Annotated in this window: 19 protein-coding genes; 14 read left to right on the top strand and 5 right to left on the bottom strand. The window is 66.1% G+C overall.

Annotated features, from left to right (window positions below; all coding sequences use genetic code 11):
- Nucleotides 1–750, bottom strand: a complete 750-nt coding sequence (locus tag AADZ55_RS10955) for an ABC transporter permease (RefSeq protein WP_242670089.1) — start codon at nucleotides 748–750, stop codon at nucleotides 1–3.
- Between the two features lie 2 nt (nucleotides 751–752).
- Nucleotides 753–1,517, bottom strand: a complete 765-nt coding sequence (locus AADZ55_RS10960; protein ID WP_085324823.1) for an ABC transporter ATP-binding protein — start codon at nucleotides 1,515–1,517, stop codon at nucleotides 753–755.
- Between the two features lie 85 nt (nucleotides 1,518–1,602).
- Between AADZ55_RS10960 and AADZ55_RS10965 the strand changes: the two genes are divergently transcribed.
- Together AADZ55_RS10965 and tyrS are read left to right on the top strand one after the other, a co-directional pair.
- Nucleotides 1,603–2,214, top strand: coding sequence for a DNA-3-methyladenine glycosylase (locus AADZ55_RS10965; protein WP_085324824.1), 612 nt, complete (start codon nucleotides 1,603–1,605; stop codon nucleotides 2,212–2,214).
- 11 nt (nucleotides 2,215–2,225) lie between these two features.
- On the top strand, nucleotides 2,226–3,524 hold the full coding sequence (gene tyrS / locus AADZ55_RS10970) for a tyrosine--tRNA ligase (RefSeq protein WP_085324825.1): 1,299 nt from the start codon (nucleotides 2,226–2,228) through the stop codon (nucleotides 3,522–3,524).
- Between the two features lie 245 nt (nucleotides 3,525–3,769).
- Here tyrS and AADZ55_RS10975 read toward each other — a convergent pair whose 3' ends face one another.
- From AADZ55_RS10975 to AADZ55_RS10985, 3 genes are all read right to left on the bottom strand, one after another.
- Nucleotides 3,770–5,188: a nitrate/nitrite transporter gene (locus tag AADZ55_RS10975; RefSeq protein ID WP_085324826.1), complete on the bottom strand. Its 1,419-nt coding sequence runs from the start codon at nucleotides 5,186–5,188 to the stop codon at nucleotides 3,770–3,772.
- Nucleotides 5,189–5,466: 278 nt separating this feature from the next.
- Nucleotides 5,467–6,915 (bottom strand): TfuA-like protein, encoded by a 1,449-nt coding sequence (locus AADZ55_RS10980; RefSeq protein WP_085324827.1) that lies wholly within the window; start codon nucleotides 6,913–6,915, stop codon nucleotides 5,467–5,469.
- The gene (locus AADZ55_RS10985) at nucleotides 6,912–8,168 is read right to left on the bottom strand and encodes a YcaO-like family protein (RefSeq protein ID WP_341286308.1); all 1,257 of its coding nucleotides are present in this window, start codon (nucleotides 8,166–8,168) and stop codon (nucleotides 6,912–6,914) included. Before AADZ55_RS10985 ends, AADZ55_RS10980 begins: the two co-directional genes overlap by 4 nt.
- Nucleotides 8,169–8,857: 689 nt before the next feature.
- Here AADZ55_RS10985 and AADZ55_RS10990 point away from each other — a divergent pair.
- The 12 genes from AADZ55_RS10990 (at nucleotide 8,858) to xerD (ending at nucleotide 20,649) form a co-directional block, all read left to right on the top strand.
- On the top strand, nucleotides 8,858–9,238 hold the full coding sequence (locus tag AADZ55_RS10990) for a DUF732 domain-containing protein (RefSeq protein WP_085327478.1): 381 nt from the start codon (nucleotides 8,858–8,860) through the stop codon (nucleotides 9,236–9,238).
- A gap of 83 nt (nucleotides 9,239–9,321) precedes the next feature.
- The gene (locus tag AADZ55_RS10995; RefSeq protein ID WP_085327479.1) at nucleotides 9,322–10,161 is read left to right on the top strand and encodes a hypothetical protein; all 840 of its coding nucleotides are present in this window, start codon (nucleotides 9,322–9,324) and stop codon (nucleotides 10,159–10,161) included.
- Complete coding sequence (locus AADZ55_RS11000) at nucleotides 10,158–11,192, top strand: HAD-IIA family hydrolase (protein ID WP_085327480.1); 1,035 nt, start codon at nucleotides 10,158–10,160, stop codon at nucleotides 11,190–11,192. The genes AADZ55_RS10995 and AADZ55_RS11000 overlap by 4 nt, the downstream gene beginning before the upstream one ends.
- Nucleotides 11,193–11,215: 23 nt before the next feature.
- Complete coding sequence (locus AADZ55_RS11005) at nucleotides 11,216–11,392, top strand: hypothetical protein (RefSeq protein ID WP_085327481.1); 177 nt, start codon at nucleotides 11,216–11,218, stop codon at nucleotides 11,390–11,392.
- Between the two features lie 7 nt (nucleotides 11,393–11,399).
- Nucleotides 11,400–12,209 (top strand): TlyA family RNA methyltransferase, encoded by an 810-nt coding sequence (locus AADZ55_RS11010; RefSeq protein WP_085327482.1) that lies wholly within the window; start codon nucleotides 11,400–11,402, stop codon nucleotides 12,207–12,209.
- Nucleotides 12,206–13,141 (top strand): NAD kinase, encoded by a 936-nt coding sequence (locus AADZ55_RS11015; protein WP_085327483.1) that lies wholly within the window; start codon nucleotides 12,206–12,208, stop codon nucleotides 13,139–13,141. The genes AADZ55_RS11010 and AADZ55_RS11015 overlap by 4 nt, the downstream gene beginning before the upstream one ends.
- Nucleotides 13,142–13,154: 13 nt before the next feature.
- Nucleotides 13,155–14,927 carry a DNA repair protein RecN gene (recN, locus tag AADZ55_RS11020; RefSeq protein WP_085327484.1) on the top strand — a complete coding sequence of 591 codons (1,773 nt, stop codon included), beginning with the start codon at nucleotides 13,155–13,157 and terminating at the stop codon, nucleotides 14,925–14,927.
- A gap of 118 nt (nucleotides 14,928–15,045) precedes the next feature.
- Nucleotides 15,046–16,227, top strand: a complete 1,182-nt coding sequence (steA, locus tag AADZ55_RS11025) for a putative cytokinetic ring protein SteA (RefSeq protein WP_085327485.1) — start codon at nucleotides 15,046–15,048, stop codon at nucleotides 16,225–16,227.
- Between the two features lie 20 nt (nucleotides 16,228–16,247).
- Nucleotides 16,248–17,201 carry a copper transporter gene (locus AADZ55_RS11030; protein ID WP_085327493.1) on the top strand — a complete coding sequence of 318 codons (954 nt, stop codon included), beginning with the start codon at nucleotides 16,248–16,250 and terminating at the stop codon, nucleotides 17,199–17,201.
- Between the two features lie 142 nt (nucleotides 17,202–17,343).
- Complete coding sequence (locus AADZ55_RS11035) at nucleotides 17,344–19,095, top strand: CTP synthase (RefSeq protein WP_085327486.1); 1,752 nt, start codon at nucleotides 17,344–17,346, stop codon at nucleotides 19,093–19,095.
- The gene (locus AADZ55_RS11040) at nucleotides 19,088–19,711 is read left to right on the top strand and encodes an NUDIX domain-containing protein (protein ID WP_085327495.1); all 624 of its coding nucleotides are present in this window, start codon (nucleotides 19,088–19,090) and stop codon (nucleotides 19,709–19,711) included. The genes AADZ55_RS11035 and AADZ55_RS11040 overlap by 8 nt, the downstream gene beginning before the upstream one ends.
- Nucleotides 19,708–20,649 carry a site-specific tyrosine recombinase XerD gene (gene xerD / locus AADZ55_RS11045; protein WP_085327494.1) on the top strand — a complete coding sequence of 314 codons (942 nt, stop codon included), beginning with the start codon at nucleotides 19,708–19,710 and terminating at the stop codon, nucleotides 20,647–20,649. The genes AADZ55_RS11040 and xerD overlap by 4 nt, the downstream gene beginning before the upstream one ends.

Below are 20,649 nucleotides of genomic sequence, written 5' to 3' on the forward strand. Positions count from 1 at the left end.
TTAGGGTGTCCGTCGCCGTAGTGTTGCCGCAGCCAGGCCCAGTGCGGCGATCGCGAACACCAACACGACGACCATGTCGCGCACTGCTATGTCGGTCAGTTCCGGGTGCGCGCCCACCTGCTGGAGGGCTTCCAATGCGTAGCTGGCCGGCATCACGTTGCTGATCCACTCCAGCCAGTTCGGCATCGCGGACCGCGGGACGATCACCCCGGCCAGCAGCAGCTGCGGCACGATCACCACCGGCATGAACTGGACGGCTTGAAACTCGGTACGCGCGAAGGCGCTGCACAGCAATCCCAGGCCGACGCCTAGAACCGCGTTGATGATCGCGATGACGAAGACCCACAGCGGGTTTCCCGCGGTGTCGAGCCCGAGTAGCCAGAACGACACGATGCAGGCCAGGGTCGCTTGCGCCGCCGCGGCGATCGAAAACGCGGTTCCGTATGCCGCCAGCAGGTCGAACCGGCGCAGCGGCGTGGTCAGAATGCGCTCCAATGTTCCCGAGGCCCGCTCGCGCTGCATGGTGATCGAGGTGATCAGAAACATCAGCAGCAGCGGGAACAGGCCCAGCAGAATCAGGCAGGCGGTGTTGAATGGCGCGGGGGTGCCGGGCCGATGCGGGACCTTCTCGAACATGAAGTACATCAACGTGATAATCGCGCTCGGCACCACCAGGATCATCGCGACGCTGCGGTGATCGGCGGCCAGCTGACGCAGGATTCGCGCCGTGGTCGCGATGTACGCCTGCAGGCCTACACGGCCTGACGTGCGCTGCCGCGTTTGATGATGGTCAGAAACGCTTCGTCCAGCGATGTGCATCCGGTGTCCTCTCGGAGTTGGGTTCCGGTGGTGTGGGCGACCAGGCGGCCTTCACGCATCAGCAACAGGTCACCGCAGTGATCGGCCTCGTCCATGACGTGGCTGGAGACCAGCAGCGTGGTCCCGTCGCGGGCGAGATCGTTGAACTGCTCCCAGAGATCCGCCCGCAGCACCGGGTCCAGGCCCACCGTCGGCTCGTCAAGCACAAGCAGTTCAGGCTGGCAGACCAACGCGCACGCCAGCGACACCCGGGTGCGTTGACCACCAGAGAGGTTGCCGCAGTAGGCGGTGCGGTGATCCGTTAGCCCTACCCGCTCGATGGCGTTCTCGGCGGCGCTTCTGTCGAAGCCATACAGCGACGCGAGGTAGCCGACGTTGTCGATGATCCGCAGGTCGTTGTAGATGGTCGGGTCTTGGGGCAGGTATCCGACCCGCCGGCGCAGCGCTGCACACCCCGCAGGTTGACCGAGCACGGTGACGGTACCCGACGCCACGATCTGGGTGCCGACGATGCAGCGGATCAGGGTGGTCTTGCCGCAGCCGGACGGGCCGAGCAGACCGGTGGTGGTGCCCCGAGCAATCGTTACCGAGAAGTCTTGCAGCGCTTCGCGTTTGCCACGAACCACCCGCAGACCGGCGATGCTGACGGCTGCATCGACGCCATCCGGCGTTAATTCAACGCGCGATGAACTCATCATCTGATGAATATTGCAACCTGGTTGCGGGGTTGTCAAGTGCCAGGCTCGATAAGTCGCCTCGTTCCCGGGGTGCACAATCTGTCCGGTGAGCGCTGAGCAACTCGCCGGCGACCCGGTCGCGGTGGCGCATCGACTGATCGGCGCCACTATCACCGGACGGGGGGTGTGCGGCATCGTCGTCGAGGTCGAAGCGTATGGCGGGGGCCCCGACGGTCCCTGGCCGGACGCCGCCGCGCACTCCTACCGCGGCCGCAATGGCCGCAACGCCGTGATGTTCGGGCCCCCCGGGCGGCTGTACACCTACCGAAGCCATGGCATCCATGTCTGCGCCAATGTCGCCTGCGCACCTGACGGCACGGCTGCCGCGGTGTTGCTGCGCGCCTGCGCCGTAGCCGACGGCGCGGATGTCGCCCGGACCCGGCGGGGCGAGGCGGTAAGCACCGTTGCGCTGGCGCGCGGTCCGGGGAATCTGTGTTCGGCCCTAGGAATCACCATGGCCGACAACGGGATCGACCTATTCGATCCGGACAGTCCGGTGCGGTTGCGGCTCAATGAGGGCGTTACCGCGCTGTCGGGTCCGCGCGTCGGAGTCAGCAAAGCCGCCGACCGGCCGTGGCGATTGTGGCTTGGCGGCCGACCGGAAGTCTCGGCATACCGCCGAAGCTCGCGGGCGCCGGCCCCGGGAGCCAGCGACTAGAGTCTTGCGGGATGTCTGCCAAGTTTTCTGGGTCTGCTGGGATCCTCGACGAGCTGGGCTGGCGCGGGCTGATCGCGCAGTCCACCGACCTCGACGCGCTCGCCGCCGAAGCGCGGCGTGGGCCGATGACGGTGTACGCCGGCTTCGATCCCACCGCGCCCAGCCTGCATGCCGGGAATCTGGTGCCGCTGCTGGCGCTGCGGCGCTTTCAGCGCGCCGGCCACCGCCCCGTCGTGCTTGCCGGCGGGGCCACCGGCATGATCGGGGACCCGCGTGAGGTCGGCGAGCGCAGTCTCAACGAGGCCGATACCGTCGCCGAATGGACGGCGCGGATCCGCGGGCAGCTGGAACGCTTCGTCGACTTCGACGACTCGGCCCAGTCCGCACTGGGCGCGGTCATCGTGAACAACTTCGAATGGACCCGCGCCACGTCGGTGATCGAGTTCCTACGTGACATCGGCAAGCATTTCTCGATCAACGTAATGCTCGATCGCGACACAATCAGGCGGCGTCTGGCGGGGGAGGGGATCTCCTACACGGAATTCAGCTACATGCTGCTGCAGGCCAACGACTACGTCGAACTGCATCGCCGGTACGGCTGCACGCTGCAGATCGGCGGTTCAGATCAGTGGGGCAACATCATCGCCGGGGTTCGGCTGGTGCGCCAGAAGCTCGGTGCGACGGTGCACGCGCTCACGGTTCCACTGGTGACCGCTGCCGATGGCACCAAGTTCGGCAAGTCCACCGGCGGCGGCAGCTTGTGGCTGGACCCCCAGATGACCAGTCCCTATGCCTGGTACCAGTACTTCGTGAACACCGCGGACGCGGATGTGGTCCGGTACCTGCGGTGGTTCACCTTCCTGTCGGCCGATGAGCTGGCTGAACTGGAACAGGCCACAGCGCAGCGCCCGCAACAGCGGGCCGCCCAACGCCGGCTCGCTCGAGAGCTCACCGTTGGGGTGCATGGCGAGGCGGCCACCGAAGCGGTCGAGCATGCCAGCAGGGCGTTATTCGGCCAGGGCGAGTTGGCCCGCCTTGACGAGGCGACGTTGGCGGCCGCGTTGCGTGAAACCTCGGTCGCCGAACTCAAACCGGGCGGTCCCGGCGGGATCGTCGACCTGCTGGTGGCCAGCGGCCTGTCGGCCAGCAAGGGTGCCGCGCGGCGCACGATCAACGAGGGTGGGGTATCGGTCAATAACGTTCGTATCGACAGCGAGGAATGGGCGCCGCAGCTATCGGATTTCCTGCATGGCCGCTGGTTGGTGCTGCGTCGTGGAAAGCGGAACATCGCCGGGATAGAACGGGTCTAGAACGGGTTGGTCGACCGAGTAGGGGGTGCTGGCCCCCAATCGGTGGACAGCAGATCTTGGCCGAATCCGCCACTTCTTTGGTGTGTCGCATTGGGACAGTTGTTGCCCGCGTTCGCTACCCGGAAGGGGCCCTTTGGATTTGGAAATGCGCGCCCGTGCTGGACGCGGCGCAGCCTGTGGCGCCGCTCGCATTTCAGATGCATGAACGCCACCAGGTGGGGCGCATCCGAGCACGCGCAGTGCGCTTATGCGGGTGCCCTGGACAGCTTCTGATCCTTTTCCGATATTCGTCGTGCCGCGACACGCGCGCTCTGCGGCCGCACGTACCTTGTCCAGGTCAGCGCCGCCGCGCAGAGATAGCACACCAGGAAGGCCCAGAAGGCCGGCGTCTCGGTACCACTGGTTGCATACGACTGCCGGAGGGCCAAATTGATCCCTACACCGCCCAGTGCGCCGAACGCGCCGGCGAACCCGATCAACGCTCCCGACATGACGTGTGCCCAGTGGCGGCGCTCCGTTTCGCTGACGTTCAGCGCGTGACTGCGGTCGGCGAAGATCGACGGGATCAGCTTGAAAACAGTCCCCTTACCCATCCCGCAGAAGATGAATAGTGCGATGAAGCCGATGACGTAGCCGATCATCGTGGCCGCCGTCGTGCGGCCGTCGGGGCCATGGTTGAGGTCGTCGTGGATGCTCACGCCGACCAGCACCGCGGCACCCAGGATCATGCCGACAAAGACGCCCAGGGTGATGCGGCCGCCGCCGAACCGGTCGCCCAACTTGCCGCCGGCGATCCGTGCCATCGATCCCAGCAGTGGCCCGATGAAGGCGATCTCGGCGGCGTGCAGCGACGCCTGCGCGGTGCTCTGCCCCGCTGCCAAGTAGTTGAGCTGGATTACCTGGCCGAATGCGAACGCAAAGCCAATAAACGAGCCGGAGGCGCACATGTAGAGGAACGAGACCCCCCACGCATCGGGCACTGAAAGAACGGAGCGCAAGTGGCCCAGCTCGATGACGTGGGTCAAGTTGTCCATGAATAGTGCAGCGCCGATACCGGCGACGGCAAGCAGCACCAGGTAGACGGCGCACACCCAGTACGGTGCTTCGTGGCCGGCGGTCGCCAGCACGAAGAGCCCGACGGCCTGGATGGCGGCTACCCCCAGGTTGCCGATCCCTCCGGTCAGACCCAGCGCCACGCCCTTGAGCCGCTGCGGGTAGAAGGCTTCGACGTTTGCCAGCGACGCGGCGTAGTTACCACCGCCCAATCCGCTCAGCGCGGCGCAGACCAGATACGGCCACAACGGCAAACCGGGGTTGGCCAGTAGCACGATGGCTCCGACGGTGGGGAGCAGCAGCACCAGCGACGAGCACGTCGCCCAGTTACGCCCACCGAATCTGGCGGTAGCCATCACATAGGGGATTCGCACGCATGCGCCAACCAGAGTAGCGGTGGCACCCAGCAGCAGCTTGTCACCTGCCGAAAAGCCATAAACAGACTGCGGCATGAATAGCACCAGCACCGACCAAAGAGCCCAGATCGAGAAACCAACATGCATGGTCACGATCGAAAAAACCAAATTGCGCCGGGCGACGACCTTGTTTCCGGCGTCCCAAGCCACCACGTCCTCAGGGTCCCAATGCGATATGTGACGTGAGCGCCCCATGGAATCCCTTTCGCGCCAATAGTTCGCGGACACCGGCCGTAGCCTTCGAAATTGCCCTTTTGCGACAGTGGGAACAGGCACTTAATCGTAGCCGAGCCGCTGCGCCTGCTCATCACCTGGCGCCCGGCAGCGTACATCCCCAGGATGCCAGGGCATTTCGGGCAATCGCCGTATCCCCCGCTAGGAATCTGCTGAATAAGAGCTGTGAAGCGATTTCGCGTGACACAGGAGTTTGGCGGTCGAATTTGGGCGCAGTGGGAAATCACACCCAACCGATGTCAGCCGCGACCCAGCGTGCCGACTTCGATGGATGGCAATTGGTCATCGGCGGCCGCGACGGCGAACAGGGCGCCCGCGGTGTAGAAGGCGTCGTCGGTCATCAGGCCGCGCCGGGCCAGCTCGATGCGATCGACCGCTGTGCCCCAGCGATTGCCGAAGAGCCGCTTGAGTTGTGTTGGGTCGGGTCGACGTAGGTTCAAATGCGGTTTCTGGCGGGCCAATTCGTCGCGCTTTGCCAACGCGTGGGCTGCTATTGCGCGCCATTCGGGCAGTCGCGGATCGTCGCGTAGCAGGTCGAGGAAGTGCTGGATGGCTGGTAGTGAGCGGGCGAAAAATAGAGTGCGAGTGGCCAGCCGCGCCGAGATTGCAATTGGGTCGCCACTTAGTGTTTTGCTCTCCTCGGCGGTGAGCCAGCGCGACCTGACCTGCTCGGGAAATCCGGACTCATCGATAATCCCAGTGGCCAACGCATAACCGTGCGCCACGGTTTCCAGTGCACGTTCGTAGCTATCGGCGCTGACCTCGGCGGTGGCTCGAGACGCGCGATACGCAACGCCGCCGTCTTCACCCGGGTGCGCCAAGGTCCAGTACCAAGCAGCGACTTGCTCGAGGGCGGGGAGATACGCCCACCGATCGGTCGCGCACAGGCTCAACAACGAGAGTACGTCGACGTCGGCGACGTCGACCACCGACTCGGCACCGTCCCCGGTTGTCACCGCGACGGGCGTCGGCGGTGCCCACCGCTGCCGCCAACGCTCCGACCACACGGTCGGAAGTGGCCCTGGCCGGACCGCGTCGCCGCCACCGCCGCGGACGATCTCATGCAATGCCAGCACCGCGTCGTCGTGTTTGACGTCGACGCGCAACGACCGCAACTGACTTGCGAGAGTGCGGCTTTCGGGTATACCGGCAGTGTTCAGCAGTCGATCCCAGGTGCGCATGGTCAACGGTGTGTTGCGGGCGGTTTGGATGAGCTGGTCAGCCAGCGGCGCTGACAACACCGCGGATTCGACCGCCCGCGTCACTGTTTGACGGATATTGACCAGTGCATCGACGAACACCGGATAGCCGTCTTCGGGATCGCCGTGCACCATGCCCACCTCGTCGTCGGCCTCCAGCAGCCCGTCCCGATACCCCTCGAAGACCCAGCCATAGCCCTCCATACCGAAGGGATGCAACTCCGCCGCCCGCAGCGCTCCCATGCTGGATGAGCCGACGACCCGTACCCCGTCGCCGATCAGGGTCAGCAATTCTTTGTGTCGCACCGACGCGCGCTGAAAGAAAAGTCCATCGACGATCAGCAGCGTATCGCCCGCCCGCAACCCGTACCGAAGGGCTTCACCGAACGAAATCGGCGGTACCACTTCGGCATTGGGTAGAACAGCGTGGATTTCGTCCCCGCTGATCGTCGGTCCCGCCGTGACGACTACCCGGCCGTCGGCTGTCATGACTGCTCCTGCAGCGGGGTACGCATCGGCGAAACGGTGGATGCCATCAGGCGTGGGGCGATGACCTTCACGACGGGAACACAGCCGTCGGCGAAGTTGCACACCACCGCGAGCGGTTCGACCCCGGTCCGGGAGGCCACCGCGGTTGCCGCCCATGCCGTCAGGTCGGTCAGCGAGTCGGTGTATTCGACGTGCCACGGCGTGGGGGCCGCGTCAGGCATCGACTGCATGGATCGGCGGGCCGGGGCGAGGGTGTGCACCCGGGCGAACCGATGGTAGATCGCTGTGGGCAGATCCTCGGGGGCTCCGCTGATGGCCGTCAGCCGGGATTGCGCGGCCTCGGTAATCGCCCGTGACAGCGCAACGTTCGGATCGTGGTGCAGTCCGCTGCCGCTGAACGCCACTTCCGCCATCGGCGAGGTCAGCTCAGCAGCGAAGCAGTAGAAGCCATCCCAGGTGTCGATGCGGGCAATATGGAGTTCGCTTCCGGCCCGGTGAACCATCTCCACCAGCTCGGCGCAGTCCGAGCCGGCGACATCCTCGAGTGGCACCTCGTACAGTGTCGAACCCGGGGTGGCCATGGCGTTGCGTTCCATGACCTCGTACAGGGCATGCAGGGTGGCTTCGTGATAGCTGTTACCCGAGGCCAATCCCGAGGTGTCCATGCTGAACATCGGCGGTGCCCAGCAATCGCTGACCACCACGTTCACCACGACGGCTAACCACGGCACCCAGGTTCGTCGGCCGGTCAGCAACGTCGTCGCGACCATCCAGTCGAGCTTGGCGGCGCTGTGGTACAAGCTCCCGGCCGGGCGGTTGAGATCGGCGGGGTCGTATGTCAGAGATGAGGCGAGATCCGTTGTGGCCGTGAATGACAGGTCCGGAGTCAAGTTCTCGGCATGCCAGTTCTCCAAGGACTCCATGACGGCTGAGACTTGGGCGGCTCGATAGGTAGTGGCCTTTCCCTGACTGACCGACAGCGTCAACGATGCGGGGCGCACCGCTTGTACGGTGGGAATTCCGAAATCGTCCAGCCAGGTCAGGTCGGCGACGCGGGTGATGCCCGCAGGTTCCAGCAGAGGTTGGACGGCCAGCCAAGTCTGGTCCGGGGAGATAATGCGGTGGGTGCCGGCATGGTGCGCGATCGTCGTGGGATCGGCGTGGCCCAAGACGCGAGTCGGCCAGTGCGACCAATCCGGGCCAACCGGCGCCGTCGTTGGTTGCTTGGCGTCAAGCCCAGGCAGTTCCGACAGGGGTTTACGTTGCTTAGTTGGGCCTGACGTGGGCCTAAGGGGAGGTCCAGCGGGGATCTTATCTCGGGGTGGGGTGGGGGGATGCATCGATAAGACCCCCGCTGGCGGTCCGGTCGTGGCAGACAGTATTTGGGGCGCAGCGGGGATCTCAGATGGGGGGGCGCTGAGATCCCCGCTGAAGCCTGGATCGTGGTTGTTGGGGTTCGACGGGGATCTCAAACTTGGGGGGGATGGGAGGTGATGAGACCCCCGTCGAAGTCTACAAGGAGCGTTGACCTAACTCGCCGGCGTCGCCGCCGGGCCGAACTCGCGTGACAGACAGCCACCTCCTTCTGTGCGCCAGGCGAGCTACGTTGCGTTGTGGTCGATTTCCGCTTCGTGACCCATTTTTGGCGGGTTCGGGTTCCGCTGGTATCCCACGACCAGTCGGTGGTGGGAGGAAATGCGGAATCCCCCATCCGGGGGACAGCAGTGTCCGTCAATCGGGGGACCTTCTGCCCTACTGGCGGCGAAACGCACTGCTAGGACCCGCGGCGGCGCATTACCCGCCTGTCGCGCGCGCAGCCCCCACGAATCGCGTTATGGGCAAACCTTTATCCCACTGTGCTGTGAATGTGACTCTTGTTGGCCACTGTTGTCACGGTGCTTGATTGACGCAGGTGCAACAGCGGACAAATGAGAAGCGGGAGATGACGGGACAGTCGGGCGCGACACGGACATGGCGAACGGGCCGGCAGGCGACGGCTCTTTTCGCGTTGACGGCCGGGGTGTTTGGCGCCGCGGCGAGCTGTGCGGCGCCGATCCAAGCGGACATGATGGGTAACGCATTCCTGGCGGCATTGAACAACGCGGGCATTTCCTATGGCCAGCCGGCAACCACAATGGCGCTAGGCCGGTCGGTTTGTCCGATGGTGGTTGCGCCAGGTGGAACGTTCGAATCGATCACGTCCAGAATGGCTGAGAATAACGGCATGTCGCGCGATATGGCGAGTGCGTTCACCATCGTCGCGATCTCGACCTATTGCCCGGCGCTGATAGCCCCGCTGATGCCCAACCGGTTGCAGGCCTAGCAGCGTCCCAACAATCGCTAGCCGACGGGCCCGGGTTGCGAGGCCTTTGTGAGGCTGTCGAAGGTACCCGTAACCTCTACCGAGTGGTCGACGACAGGCAGGGGCGCAGCGACGAGCGACGACCCCGCTCGGCATCCGGCGGCCCTCGCCGGGGCCGGCGGCACGACGGCTCTTGGTCGGGCCCGGGCCGCGCGCGGCCCGCTGCGCCCCGGCCCGCTCCCGCCCACAGCGATCGTGCGACCCACCAGGACGAGCCCGCGATCCCGCCCGGCATCGAAGCCAGGCAATTGGCGCCCGAGGTCCGGCGTGAACTGAGCACCTTAGACCGTGCCACCGCCGACGCGGTGGCGCGTCACCTGGTGGCTGCGGGTGAAGTGATTGACGACGATCCGGCGGCCGCCCTGCGCCACGCGCGTGCGGCAAGGGCCCGGGCGAGCCGGATTGCCGCGGTGCGCGAAGCGGTCGGAATCGCCGCCTACCACTGCGGCGATTGGGCTCAAGCGCTGGCCGAATTGCGGGCAGCCCGAAGAATGGGTAGCAAGTCGCCGTTGCTTGCGCTGATCGCGGATTGCGAACGCGGTCTGGGCCGACCGCAGCGGGCCATCGAACTGACCCGCGGCCCGGAGGCGGCCGAGCTCAGCGGTGACGCCGCCGACGAGTTGCGCATCGTAGCCGCCGGCGCGCGCGCGGATCTCGGGCAGCTGGAGCAGGCTTTGACGGTGTTGTCCACGCCGCAGCTCGACCCGGACCGTACCGGCTCGACCGCGGCGCGACTGTTCTACGCCTACGCTGAGATGTTGCTGGCCCTGGGCCGCGGCGAGGCGGCATTGCAATGGTTTCTGCGATCCGCGGCGGCGGACATCGATGGCGTCACCGACGCCGAAGATCGGGTCAACGAGCTGGGTTCACAGGAAGAAAAGTGAAAAGCATTGCGCAGGAATATGACTGCCTACTGATCGACCTGGACGGGACGGTGTTTCGTGGTTCCGAGCCCACCGGCGGCGCGGTGCACTCGCTGCGTGAGGTGCGCAGCCGCAAGCTGTTCGTCACCAACAACGCCTCCCGCAGCGCCGACGAGGTGGCGGCGCACCTGAACGAGCTGGGCTTCACCGCAACCGGCGAGGACGTCGTCACCAGCGCCCAGAGTGCTGCCCACCTGCTGGCCGGCCAGCTGGCGCCGGGTTCTCGAGTGCTAATCGTCGGGACCGAAGCGTTGGCCAACGAAGTCAGCGCGGTCGGACTGCGTCCGGTGCGCCGCTTTGCAGACCAACCCGACGCCGTCGTGCAGGGCCTTTCGTTGACCATCGCCTGGTCCGACCTTGCCGAAGCCGCGCTGGCCATCCGGGCTGGCGCCCTGTGGGTGGCCGCCAACGTCGACCCCACCTTGCCCACCGAACGGGGCCTGCTGCCCGGTAACGGGTCCATGGTGGCCGCGCTGCGCACGGCCACCGGCATGGATCCCCAGGTGGCCGGCAAGCCCGCGCCAGCACTGATGACCGAGGCGGTGGCCCGGGGCGACTTCCGCGCTCCACTGGTGGTCGGTGACCGCCTGGACACCGACATCGAGGGTGCCAACGCCGCGGGGTTGCCCAGCCTGATGGTGCTCACCGGGGTAAACAGCGCACGGGACGCCGTGTACGCCGAACCGCTGCGCCGGCCCACCTATATTGGCCACGACCTACGTTCGCTGCACCAGATCAGCAGGCTGCTCGCGGTGGCGCCGCAGCCGGGCTGGCAGACCGACATCGGCGGTGGTGCGGTAACCGTCCGTGCGAACGGCGACATCGACGACCTCGAAAGCGAGGATGACGGGCTGTCCATCGTTCGCGCTGTTGCCAGCGCGCTATGGGACGCGCAGTGCCCCGATTTTCGAGGGCGATCACTGTGCATCAAGGCCGGCGACGAGCGGGCCCGCGATGCCCTGCAACGCTGGTCCCTGATGCATAGCGACTAGCCGGTGACTAGCGTAGGAACGCAATGACCATCGATCCTGACCAGATTCGCGTCGAAATCGAATCCTTGCTGGCTCAGCTGCCCGACGCCGCAGACGCCGAAAACGGGCCGTGTCTGGGCGAGCTGGAAGACATTGCGCGCCGTCTTTCCGAGGCACACGACGTGCTATTGGCGGCCCTGGAGTCGGCGGAGAAGGGCTGAGTGCAGCGTGGCACGGCGTGCCCGCGTTGATGCCGAACTAGTCCGGCGGGGCCTAGCGCGATCTCGTCAGCAGGCAGCGGAGTTGATCGGCGCCGGCAAGGTGCGGATCGACGGCCTGCCGGCGGTCAAGCCGGCCACCGCCGTGTCGGCCACGGCGGCCCTGACCGTGCTGGCCGACGGCGATCGCACCTGGGTATCGCGCGGAGCGCACAAACTTATCGGTGCGCTGGACGCGTTCGGGATGCCGGTGGCGGGGCGGCGCTGCCTGGACCTGGGTGCATCGACCGGTGGGTTCACCGAAGTGCTCCTGGACCGGGGTGCCGCCGTGGTGGTCGCCGCGGATGTCGGATACGGCCAGCTGGCGTGGTCGCTGCGCACTGACCCTCGGGTGGTGGTCGTCGAGCGGACCAACGCACGCGACCTCTCACCCGAGGCGATCGGCGGCTGCGTCGACCTGGTAGTTGCCGACCTGTCGTTCATCTCGTTGGCTACCGTGTTGCCCGCGCTGGTTGGATGCGCTTCGCGCGCCGGCGATATCGTTCCAATGGTGAAGCCGCAGTTTGAGGTGGGGAAAGGTCAGGTCGGCCCCGGCGGGGTGGTCCATGACCCGCAGTTGCGCGCGGGATCGGTGCTTGCCGTTGCGCGGCGGGCCGGGGAGCTGGGTTGGCACACTGTCGACGTCACGCCCAGCCCGCTACCGGGCCCGTCGGGCAATGTCGAATACTTCTTGTGGTTGCGCGCCCAGACCGACAACGCCCTGTCCACTGATGCGCTCGTTGGCGCGGTGGCGCGCGCCGTCCGGGAGGGGCCGCAGTGACTTCTCAGCAGACCACTCAACGTACCGTCCTGCTCGTCGTCCACACCGGACGCGAAGAAGCTACCGAGACCGCGCGGCGCGTAGAAAAAGTCTTGGGCGACAACGGAATTGCGCTTCGCGCACTCTCTGCCGAAGCGGTGGATCGCGGGTCGCTACATCTGGCCCCCGACGACATGCGGGCCATGGGGGTCGAGATCGAGGTGGTCGACGCGGACCAGCACGCTGCCGACGCCTGCGAACTGGTGCTGGTTCTGGGCGGCGATGGCACCTTTTTGCGGGCAGCCGAGCTGGCCCGCAACGCCGCCATCCCGGTGCTGGGCGTGAACCTGGGCCGGATCGGCTTTCTCGCTGAGGCCGAGGCCGAGGCTATCGATGCGGTGCTAGAGCATGTTGTCGCACAGGATTACCGGGTGGAAGACCGGTTGACCCTGGATGTCGTGGTACGCCAGGGGGGCCGCATCATCAGCCAGGGATGGGCGCTCAACGAAGTCAGTCTGGAGAAGGGCCCGCGGCTGGGCGTGCTCGGGGTGGTCGTGGAAGTCGACGGCAGACCGGTGTCGGCGTTTGGTTGCGATGGGGTGTTGGTGTCGACGCCGACCGGATCGACCGCCTATGCATTCTCCGCGGGTGGCCCGGTGCTGTGGCCCGACCTGGAGGCGATCTTGGTGGTCCCCAACAACGCTCACGCGCTGTTCGGCCGGCCGATGGTCACCAGCCCCGAAGCCACCATCGCCATCGAAGTAGAGGCAGACGGGCACGACGCCTTGGTGTTCTGCGACGGTCGCCGCGAAATGCTGATACCGGCCGGCAGCCGACTCGAGGTCACCCGCTGTGCCACGCCGGTGAAATGGGCGCGGCTGGACAGCGCGCCATTCACCGACCGGCTGGTGCGCAAGTTCCGGCTGCCGGTCACCGGTTGGCGCGGAAAGTAGTGGCGCGCCGAACGTGTTGACTGAAATTCGGATCGAGTCGCTGGGCGCCATCAGCGTTGCCACTGCCGAGTTCGATCGCGGCTTTACCGTGCTGACCGGGGAGACCGGGACCGGCAAGACCATGGTGGTGACGGGGCTGCACCTGCTTGGCGGTGCCCGGGCCGACGCGACCCGCGTCCGGTCCGGTGCCGACCGTGCTGTTGTCGAAGGGCGATTTTCCACAACCGATCTCGATGACGTCACGGTTGGGCAGCTCGACGCGGTTCTCGACGAGTCGGGGGCCGAGCGCGATGAGGACGGCAGCGTGATCGCATTGCGCTCGGTCAGTCGCGTCGGACCGTCGCGGGCGTACCTCGGCGGCCGGGGTGTACCCGCGAAGTCGTTGAGCGGTTTCACCAACGAGCTGCTTACTCTGCACGGGCAGAACGACCAGCTGCGGCTGATGCGTCCCGACGAACAACGCGGCGCCCTGGACCGCTTTGCGGCCGCCGGCCCCGCCGCCGAGCGCTATCGCAAGCTGCGCGACGCCTGGCTAGCGGCCCGGCGTGACCTCGTTGACCGCCGCAATCGTGCCCGGGAGCTGGCGCAGGAGGCCGATCGGCTGAAATTCGCGCTCGACGAGATCGACACCGTCAACCCGCAACCGGGGGAGGACGATGCGCTGGTCGCCGCCATCGTCCGGCTCTCCGAACTGGACACGCTGCGCGAGGCGGCGAGTATTGCGCGTGCCAACCTGTCCGGGCCAGACGACTTGGACGCATTCGGGACCAGCGCCGTCGATAGCCTCGGGCGGGCCAGGTCCGCGCTGGAATCGACCGACGATGCCGCGTTGCGCGGGTTGGCCGGACAGGTCGCGGAGGCGCTGACGGTCGTCGTCGATGCGGTCGGCGAGCTCGGCGATTACCTGGATGAGCTGCCGGCAGATGCCAGCGCGCTGGACGCCAAGCTGGCGCGCCAAGCCCAGCTGAAAACGTTGACCCGCAAGTACGCCGCCGACATCGACGGGGTGCTGCGGTGGGCGGATGAGTCGCGGGCAAGGCTGGCCCAACTCGACGTCTCCGAGGAAGGGTTGGCGGCGCTGGAACGGCGTGTCGATGAGCTCGGCCGCGAATTGGGCCAATCCGCAGTGGATCTCAGCGCAATCCGCCGTAAGGCGGCCAAGCGGCTGGCCAAGGAGGTCACTGCGGAGCTGTCCGCCCTGGCGATGGCCGATGCCGAATTCACCATTGACGTGACCACGGAGCCGGCCGACCCGGATGATCACCACGCACTGCAGGTCCGGGTGGGGCCCGCGAGCGAGTTGGCCCGGGCCGGCGCCGATGGCGTCGATCAGGTCGAGTTCGGTTTCGCCGCACACCGGGGCATGACGGTGCTACCGCTGGCCAAGAGCGCATCCGGCGGCGAGCTGTCCCGGGTGATGCTGGCCCTGGAAGTAGTGTTGGCGACTTCGCGAAAGCGGACGGCCGGCACCACGATGGTGTTCGACGAGATCGACGCTGGAGTGGGCGGCTGGGCGGCGGTCCAGATCGGGCGGCGGCTGGCGCGGCTGGCCCGCACCCACCAGGTCATCGTGGTCACCCATCTGCCCCAGGTCGCCGCGTATGCCGATGTGCACTTGACGGTGCACAGCACCGGAGGCGATGGTGCCAGCGGCGTTCGGCGCCTCACCAGTGACGATCGGGTGGCCGAGCTGGCACGGATGCTGGCCGGGCTCGGTGAGTCGGACAGTGGCCGAGCCCACGCCCGAGAGTTACTCGAGACGGCGCAAAGTGACGAGCTCAACTGAGTGGCGCCGACACCGGGCCTCAATATTACTGTGACTAAAGTGACGCGGTTTAACTTCTGGGGCTGAAGTTACGGCGCGCCTCCACGCACCTGCCCGGCTTCACCGACAGAATCCCCCCATGAGGATGTCAGCGCTTCTGTCCCGTAACACCTCCCGGCCGGGCCTGATCGGCACCGCGCGGGTCGACCGGAATATTGACCGGTTGCTGCGCAGGGTCTGCCCTGGAGACATTGTGGTCCTCGACGTCCTGGATCTGGACCGCATCACCGCCGACGCACTGGTGGACGCCGAGATCGCCGCCGTGGTCAACGCATCACCGTCTGTCTCGGGCCGCTACCCGAACCTCGGACCGGAGGTGTTGGTCACCAATGGTGTCACCCTGATCGACGAGACCGGACCGGAGATCTTCAAGAAGATCAAAGACGGCGCCAAGATTCGCCTGTTCGAAGGTGGGGTGTACTCCGGCGACCGCCGGCTGATCCGCGGTACCGAGCGCACCGATCACGACATCGCCGACCTGATGCGGGAGGCTAAGAGCGGGTTGGCGGCTCACCTGGAGGCGTTCGCCGGCAACACAATTGAGTTCATCCGGAGTGAAAGCCCACTCTTGATCGACGGAATCGGTATCCCCGATATCGACGTCGATCTACGGCGCCGGCACGTGGTTATTGTCGCCGAGGAGCTCAGCGCAACCGATGATCTGAGGTCCCTCAAGCCGTTTATCAAGGAGTACCAACCGGTACTGATTGGCGTCGGTACCGGTGCGGACGTGTTGCGGAAGGCGGGCTATCGCCCGCAACTCATCGTCGGCGACCCCGACCAGATCAGCACCGAGGTGCTCAAGTGCGGTGCTCAGGTGGTGTTGCCCGCCGACGCCGACGGTCACGCGCCGGGCTTGGAACGAATCCAGGATCTCGGTGTTGGTGCTATGACGTTCCCGGCCGCGGGCTCGGCGACGGACCTGGCCATGCTGCTGGCCGATCATCACGGCGCAGCGCTACTGGTCACGGCCGGCCACACCGCCAACATCGAAACGTTCTTCGACCGGACCCGCGTGCAGAGCAACCCTTCGACCTTCCTCACCAGACTCCGGGTAGGGGAGAAGCTGGTGGACGCCAAGGCGGTCGCCACCCTGTACCGCAACCACATCTCCGGTGGTGCCATCGCGCTGTTGGCGCTGACCATGCTGATCGCCATCATCGTGGCGCTGTGGGTGTCTCGCACCGACGGCGTGGTACTGCATTGGATCATCGACTACTGGAACCGTTTCTCACTTTGGGTGCAGCACTTGGTCACGTAGCTTTCGAGGACGGTGTGTTCATGATCTCGTTACGTCAACATGCGATCTCACTGGCCGCGGTGTTCCTAGCACTGGCCATGGGTGTTGTGCTGGGGTCCGGGTTTTTCTCGGATACCCTGCTGTCCAGCTTGCGCAGTGAGAAGCAGGACCTCTACACGCAGATTGACGGACTCACCGATCAGAGAAACGAGCTAACCGAAAAGCTTAACGCGGCAGGTGATTTCGATATCCAAGTGGTCGGCCGGATAGTCCACGACGCGCTGGGTGGCAAGTCGGTGGTTATCTTCCGCACCCCGGACGCCCAAGACGACGATGTCGCCGCGGTGTCGAAGATCGTGGGACAGGCCGGCGGCTCGGTCACCGCAACGGTGTCGTTGACCCGGGAGTTCGTCGAAGCCAACTCCGCGGAGAAACTGCGTTCAGTGGTCAACTCATCCATCCTGCCGGCCGGTACGCAGTTGAGCACCAAACTCGTCGACCAAGGTTCCCAAGCCGGCGACCTGCTCGGGATCGCCTTGCTGATCAACGCCAACCCGGCTGACCCGGCCGTCCCCGGTGTCCAAGACGTCCAGCGCGACACCGTGCTGGCGGCATTGCGCGAAACCGGCTTCATCACCTATCAACCCAGCGATCACATCGGGGCGGCAAACGCCGCGGTGGTCGTCACCGGCGGAGCGCTCCCCACAGACGCCGGTAATCAGGGCGTCAGCGTTGCGCGGTTCGCCGCCGCGCTGGCGCCGCGCGGGTCCGGCGCGCTGCTCGCCGGCCGGGACGGTTCGGCGACCGGAACCTCCGCCGTCGCCGTGACCCGCGCCGACGCCGGCATGGCGGCCGCGACCAGCACCGTGGACGACGTCGACGCCGAGCCCGGGCGAATCACCGTCGTCCTGGCCCTGCACGAGCTGATCTCCGGTGGCCACGTGGGGCACTACGGTACCGGCCACGGGGCGACATCGGTCACGGTTCCCCAGTAGGCCCCGTTAGGGCGTGTTCCCCGCCGCGCGGCGGCGTGGATGTTAGGGTGGGTTTCCGTGGGTCGGCAGGCCCAGCAAGGCCAGAGAACACCTGGCAGCGTCTAGTAAAGGCAGCCCTGCCCGTCTTCACGGAGGTCGCTCAGTGCGAAAGCACCCGCAGTCCGCTACCAAGCACCTCTTCGTCAGCGGCGGCGTCGCTTCGTCGCTTGGCAAGGGACTGACCGCCAGTAGCCTCGGCCAGTTGTTGACGGCTCGCGGACTGTACGTCACGATGCAGAAGCTCGACCCGTACCTCAATGTCGACCCGGGCACCATGAACCCGTTCCAGCACGGCGAGGTCTTCGTGACCGAGGACGGTGCCGAAACCGACCTTGACGTCGGCCACTACGAGCGGTTCCTGGATCGCGACTTGTCTGGCTCAGCGAATGTCACTACCGGTCAAGTGTATTCGACGGTCATTGCCAAAGAGCGTCGCGGCGAATACCTCGGCGACACCGTACAGGTGATCCCGCATATCACCGACGAGATCAAACGGCGCATCCTGGCGATGGCCGAACCGGACGTCGACGGCAACCGTCCGGACGTGGTCATAACCGAGATCGGTGGCACCGTCGGTGACATCGAGTCACAGCCCTTTCTGGAGGCAGCGCGGCAAGTCCGGCACTATCTCGGCCGGGAGGACGTCTTCTTCCTGCACGTGTCGCTGGTGCCCTATCTGGCGCCGTCGGGCGAGCTCAAAACCAAGCCAACCCAGCACTCGGTGGCCGCGCTACGCAGCATCGGGATTACCCCGGACGCGCTGATCCTGCGCTGCGACCGCGATGTTCCCGAAGCGCTGAAGAACAAGATCGCGTTGATGTGTGACGTCGATATCGACGGCGTCATTTCCACCCCGGATGCCCCCTCGATCTATGACATACCCAAGGTACTGCACCGTGAGGAGCTCGACGCGTTCGTGGTGCGACGCCTCAACCTGCCGTTCCGCGACGTCGACTGGACCGAATGGGACGATCTGCTGCGCCGGGTTCACGAACCGCATGAGACGGTGCGAATTGCGTTGGTGGGTAAGTACGTTGAACTATCGGACGCCTACCTCTCGGTCGCCGAGGCGTTGCGTGCCGGCGGATTCAAGCACCGGGCCAAGGTCGAGATCTGTTGGGTGGCATCCGACGATTGTGAGACGGCCGGCGGCGCTGCCGCGGCGCTGGGCGACGTTCATGGGGTGCTCATTCCCGGCGGGTTCGGCATCCGCGGCATCGAGGGCAAGATCGGTGCCATTGCGTACGCGCGAGCGCGCGGGTTGCCGGTGTTAGGACTGTGCCTGGGCCTGCAGTGCATCGTGATCGAGGCCGCGCGCTCGGTCGGTCTCACCAATGCCAACTCGGCCGAGTTTGATCCCGACACACCAGATCCGGTTATCTCCACGATGCCCGACCAAGAAGACATCGTGGCCGGCGAGGCGGATCTGGGGGGCACCATGCGCCTCGGATCCTATCCCGCCGTCCTGGAGCCGGATTCGGTTGTCGCCCGGGCATATCAAACGACGCAAGTGTCTGAGCGTCACCGGCACCGCTACGAGGTGAACAATGCCTACCGGGATCGGATCGCCCAAAGTGGGCTGCGGATCTCCGGGACCTCACCCGACGGGCATCTGGTGGAGTTCGTGGAATACTCGCCCGACCAGCATCCGTTCGTTGTCGGCACTCAGGCCCACCCCGAGTTGAAGAGCCGACCCACCCGGCCGCATCCGCTGTTCGTTGCGTTCGTCGGGGCAGCCATCGACTACCAGGCCGGAGAGCTGCTACCCGTCGAGATCCCCGAGCACGCCTCCAACGGCAGCCCTCATCGAGATGGCGTGGGCCAGTCGCTACCTGAACCCGCGTCTCGTGGCTGAGCACGATTTCGAGACGACATCGTCGGAAACCTTGTACCGCGGAAACATTTTCGCGCTACGCCGGGACCAGGTGCGGATGCCGGGCGACACCATCGCGGTGCGTGAGGTCGTCGAGCACTATGGGGCGGTTGCCATTGTGGCGATGGACGAGGACAACAACATCCCGATGGTCTACCAGTACCGGCACGCCTTTGGTCGTCGGCTCTGGGAGCTGCCCGCCGGGTTGCTGGACGCTGCAGGGGAGCCCCCGCACCTCACGGCCGTCCGTGAGCTCAAAGAGGAGGTTGGCCTGCGGGCCAGCACCTGGCAGGTGCTGGTCGATCTCGATTCCGCGCCGGGCTTCAGCGACGAATCGGTGCGCGTCTATCTGGCCACCGGGCTAGCCGAGGTGGACCGGCCCGAAGCGCATCATGAAGAAGCCGACATGACGATCGGGTGGTATCCCATCGCCGAGGCGGCTCGCCGGGCGCTGCGCGGCGAAATCGTCAATTCCATTGCTATTGCAGGGATCTTGGCCGCCCACGCAGTGACTACCGGGTTCGCGCGGCCGCGCCCACTCGACACGGTGTGGATCGACCGGCCGACGGCGTTCGCCGCGCGGAAAGCCGCGCGATAACGTTGCTGGCACTTCAGACACAGCTACAGGGCTACCTCGACCATCTGACGATCGAGCGAGGTGTCGCGGCCAACACATTGAGTTCCTACCGGCGCGATCTGCGCCGCTATGCCAAGCACCTCCAAGACCGGGGAATCACAGATCTGGCCAGAGTCGGCGAGGACGACGTAAGCGAGTTCCTGGTGGCACTGCGCCGTGGGGATCCCGATTCCGGCGCGGCGGCGTTGTCTGCGGTGTCGGCGGCGAGGGCGCTGATCGCGGTGCGCGGGCTGCATCGGTTTGCCGCCGCCGAAGGGCTGGCCGAACTCGACGTGGCGCGCGCCGTGCGGCCACCGGCACCGGGCCGGCGACTGCCGAAAAGCCTGACGATCGACGAGGTGCTATCCCTGCTGGAGGGTGCCGGCGGCGACAACCCGGCCGATGGCCCGCTGACGCTGCGCAACCGGGCGATGCTGGAGCTGCTGTATTCCACTGGGGCGCGGATTTCCGAAGCCGTCGGCCTGGACGTCGACGACATCGACACGCATGCCAGGTCGGTGCTGTTGCGCGGCAAGGGCGGTAAGCAGCGGCTGGTGCCGGTGGGACGTCCGGCCGTGCAAGCGCTGGACGCTTATCTGGTGCGGGGCCGTCCGGACCTAGCACGTCGGGGTCGCGGAACGCCGGCCATCTTTCTCAATGCGCGCGGTGGCCGGCTGTCGCGACAAAGCGCATGGCAGGTGCTGCAGGACGCGGCCGAGCGGGCCGGCATCACCGCCGGTGTTTCGCCGCATATGCTGCGGCACTCTTTCGCCACCCACCTGCTTGAGGGCGGCGCGGACGTCCGCGTCGTGCAGGAGTTGCTGGGCCACGCCTCGGTGACCACGACGCAGATCTATACCCTCGTCACCGTCCACGCACTGCGCGAAGTGTGGGCCGGAGCACACCCGCGGGCACGTTAA

This window comes from Mycobacterium decipiens (genome assembly GCF_963853665.1).
In the GTDB taxonomy this organism is placed as follows: Bacteria; Actinomycetota; Actinomycetes; order Mycobacteriales; family Mycobacteriaceae; genus Mycobacterium; species Mycobacterium decipiens.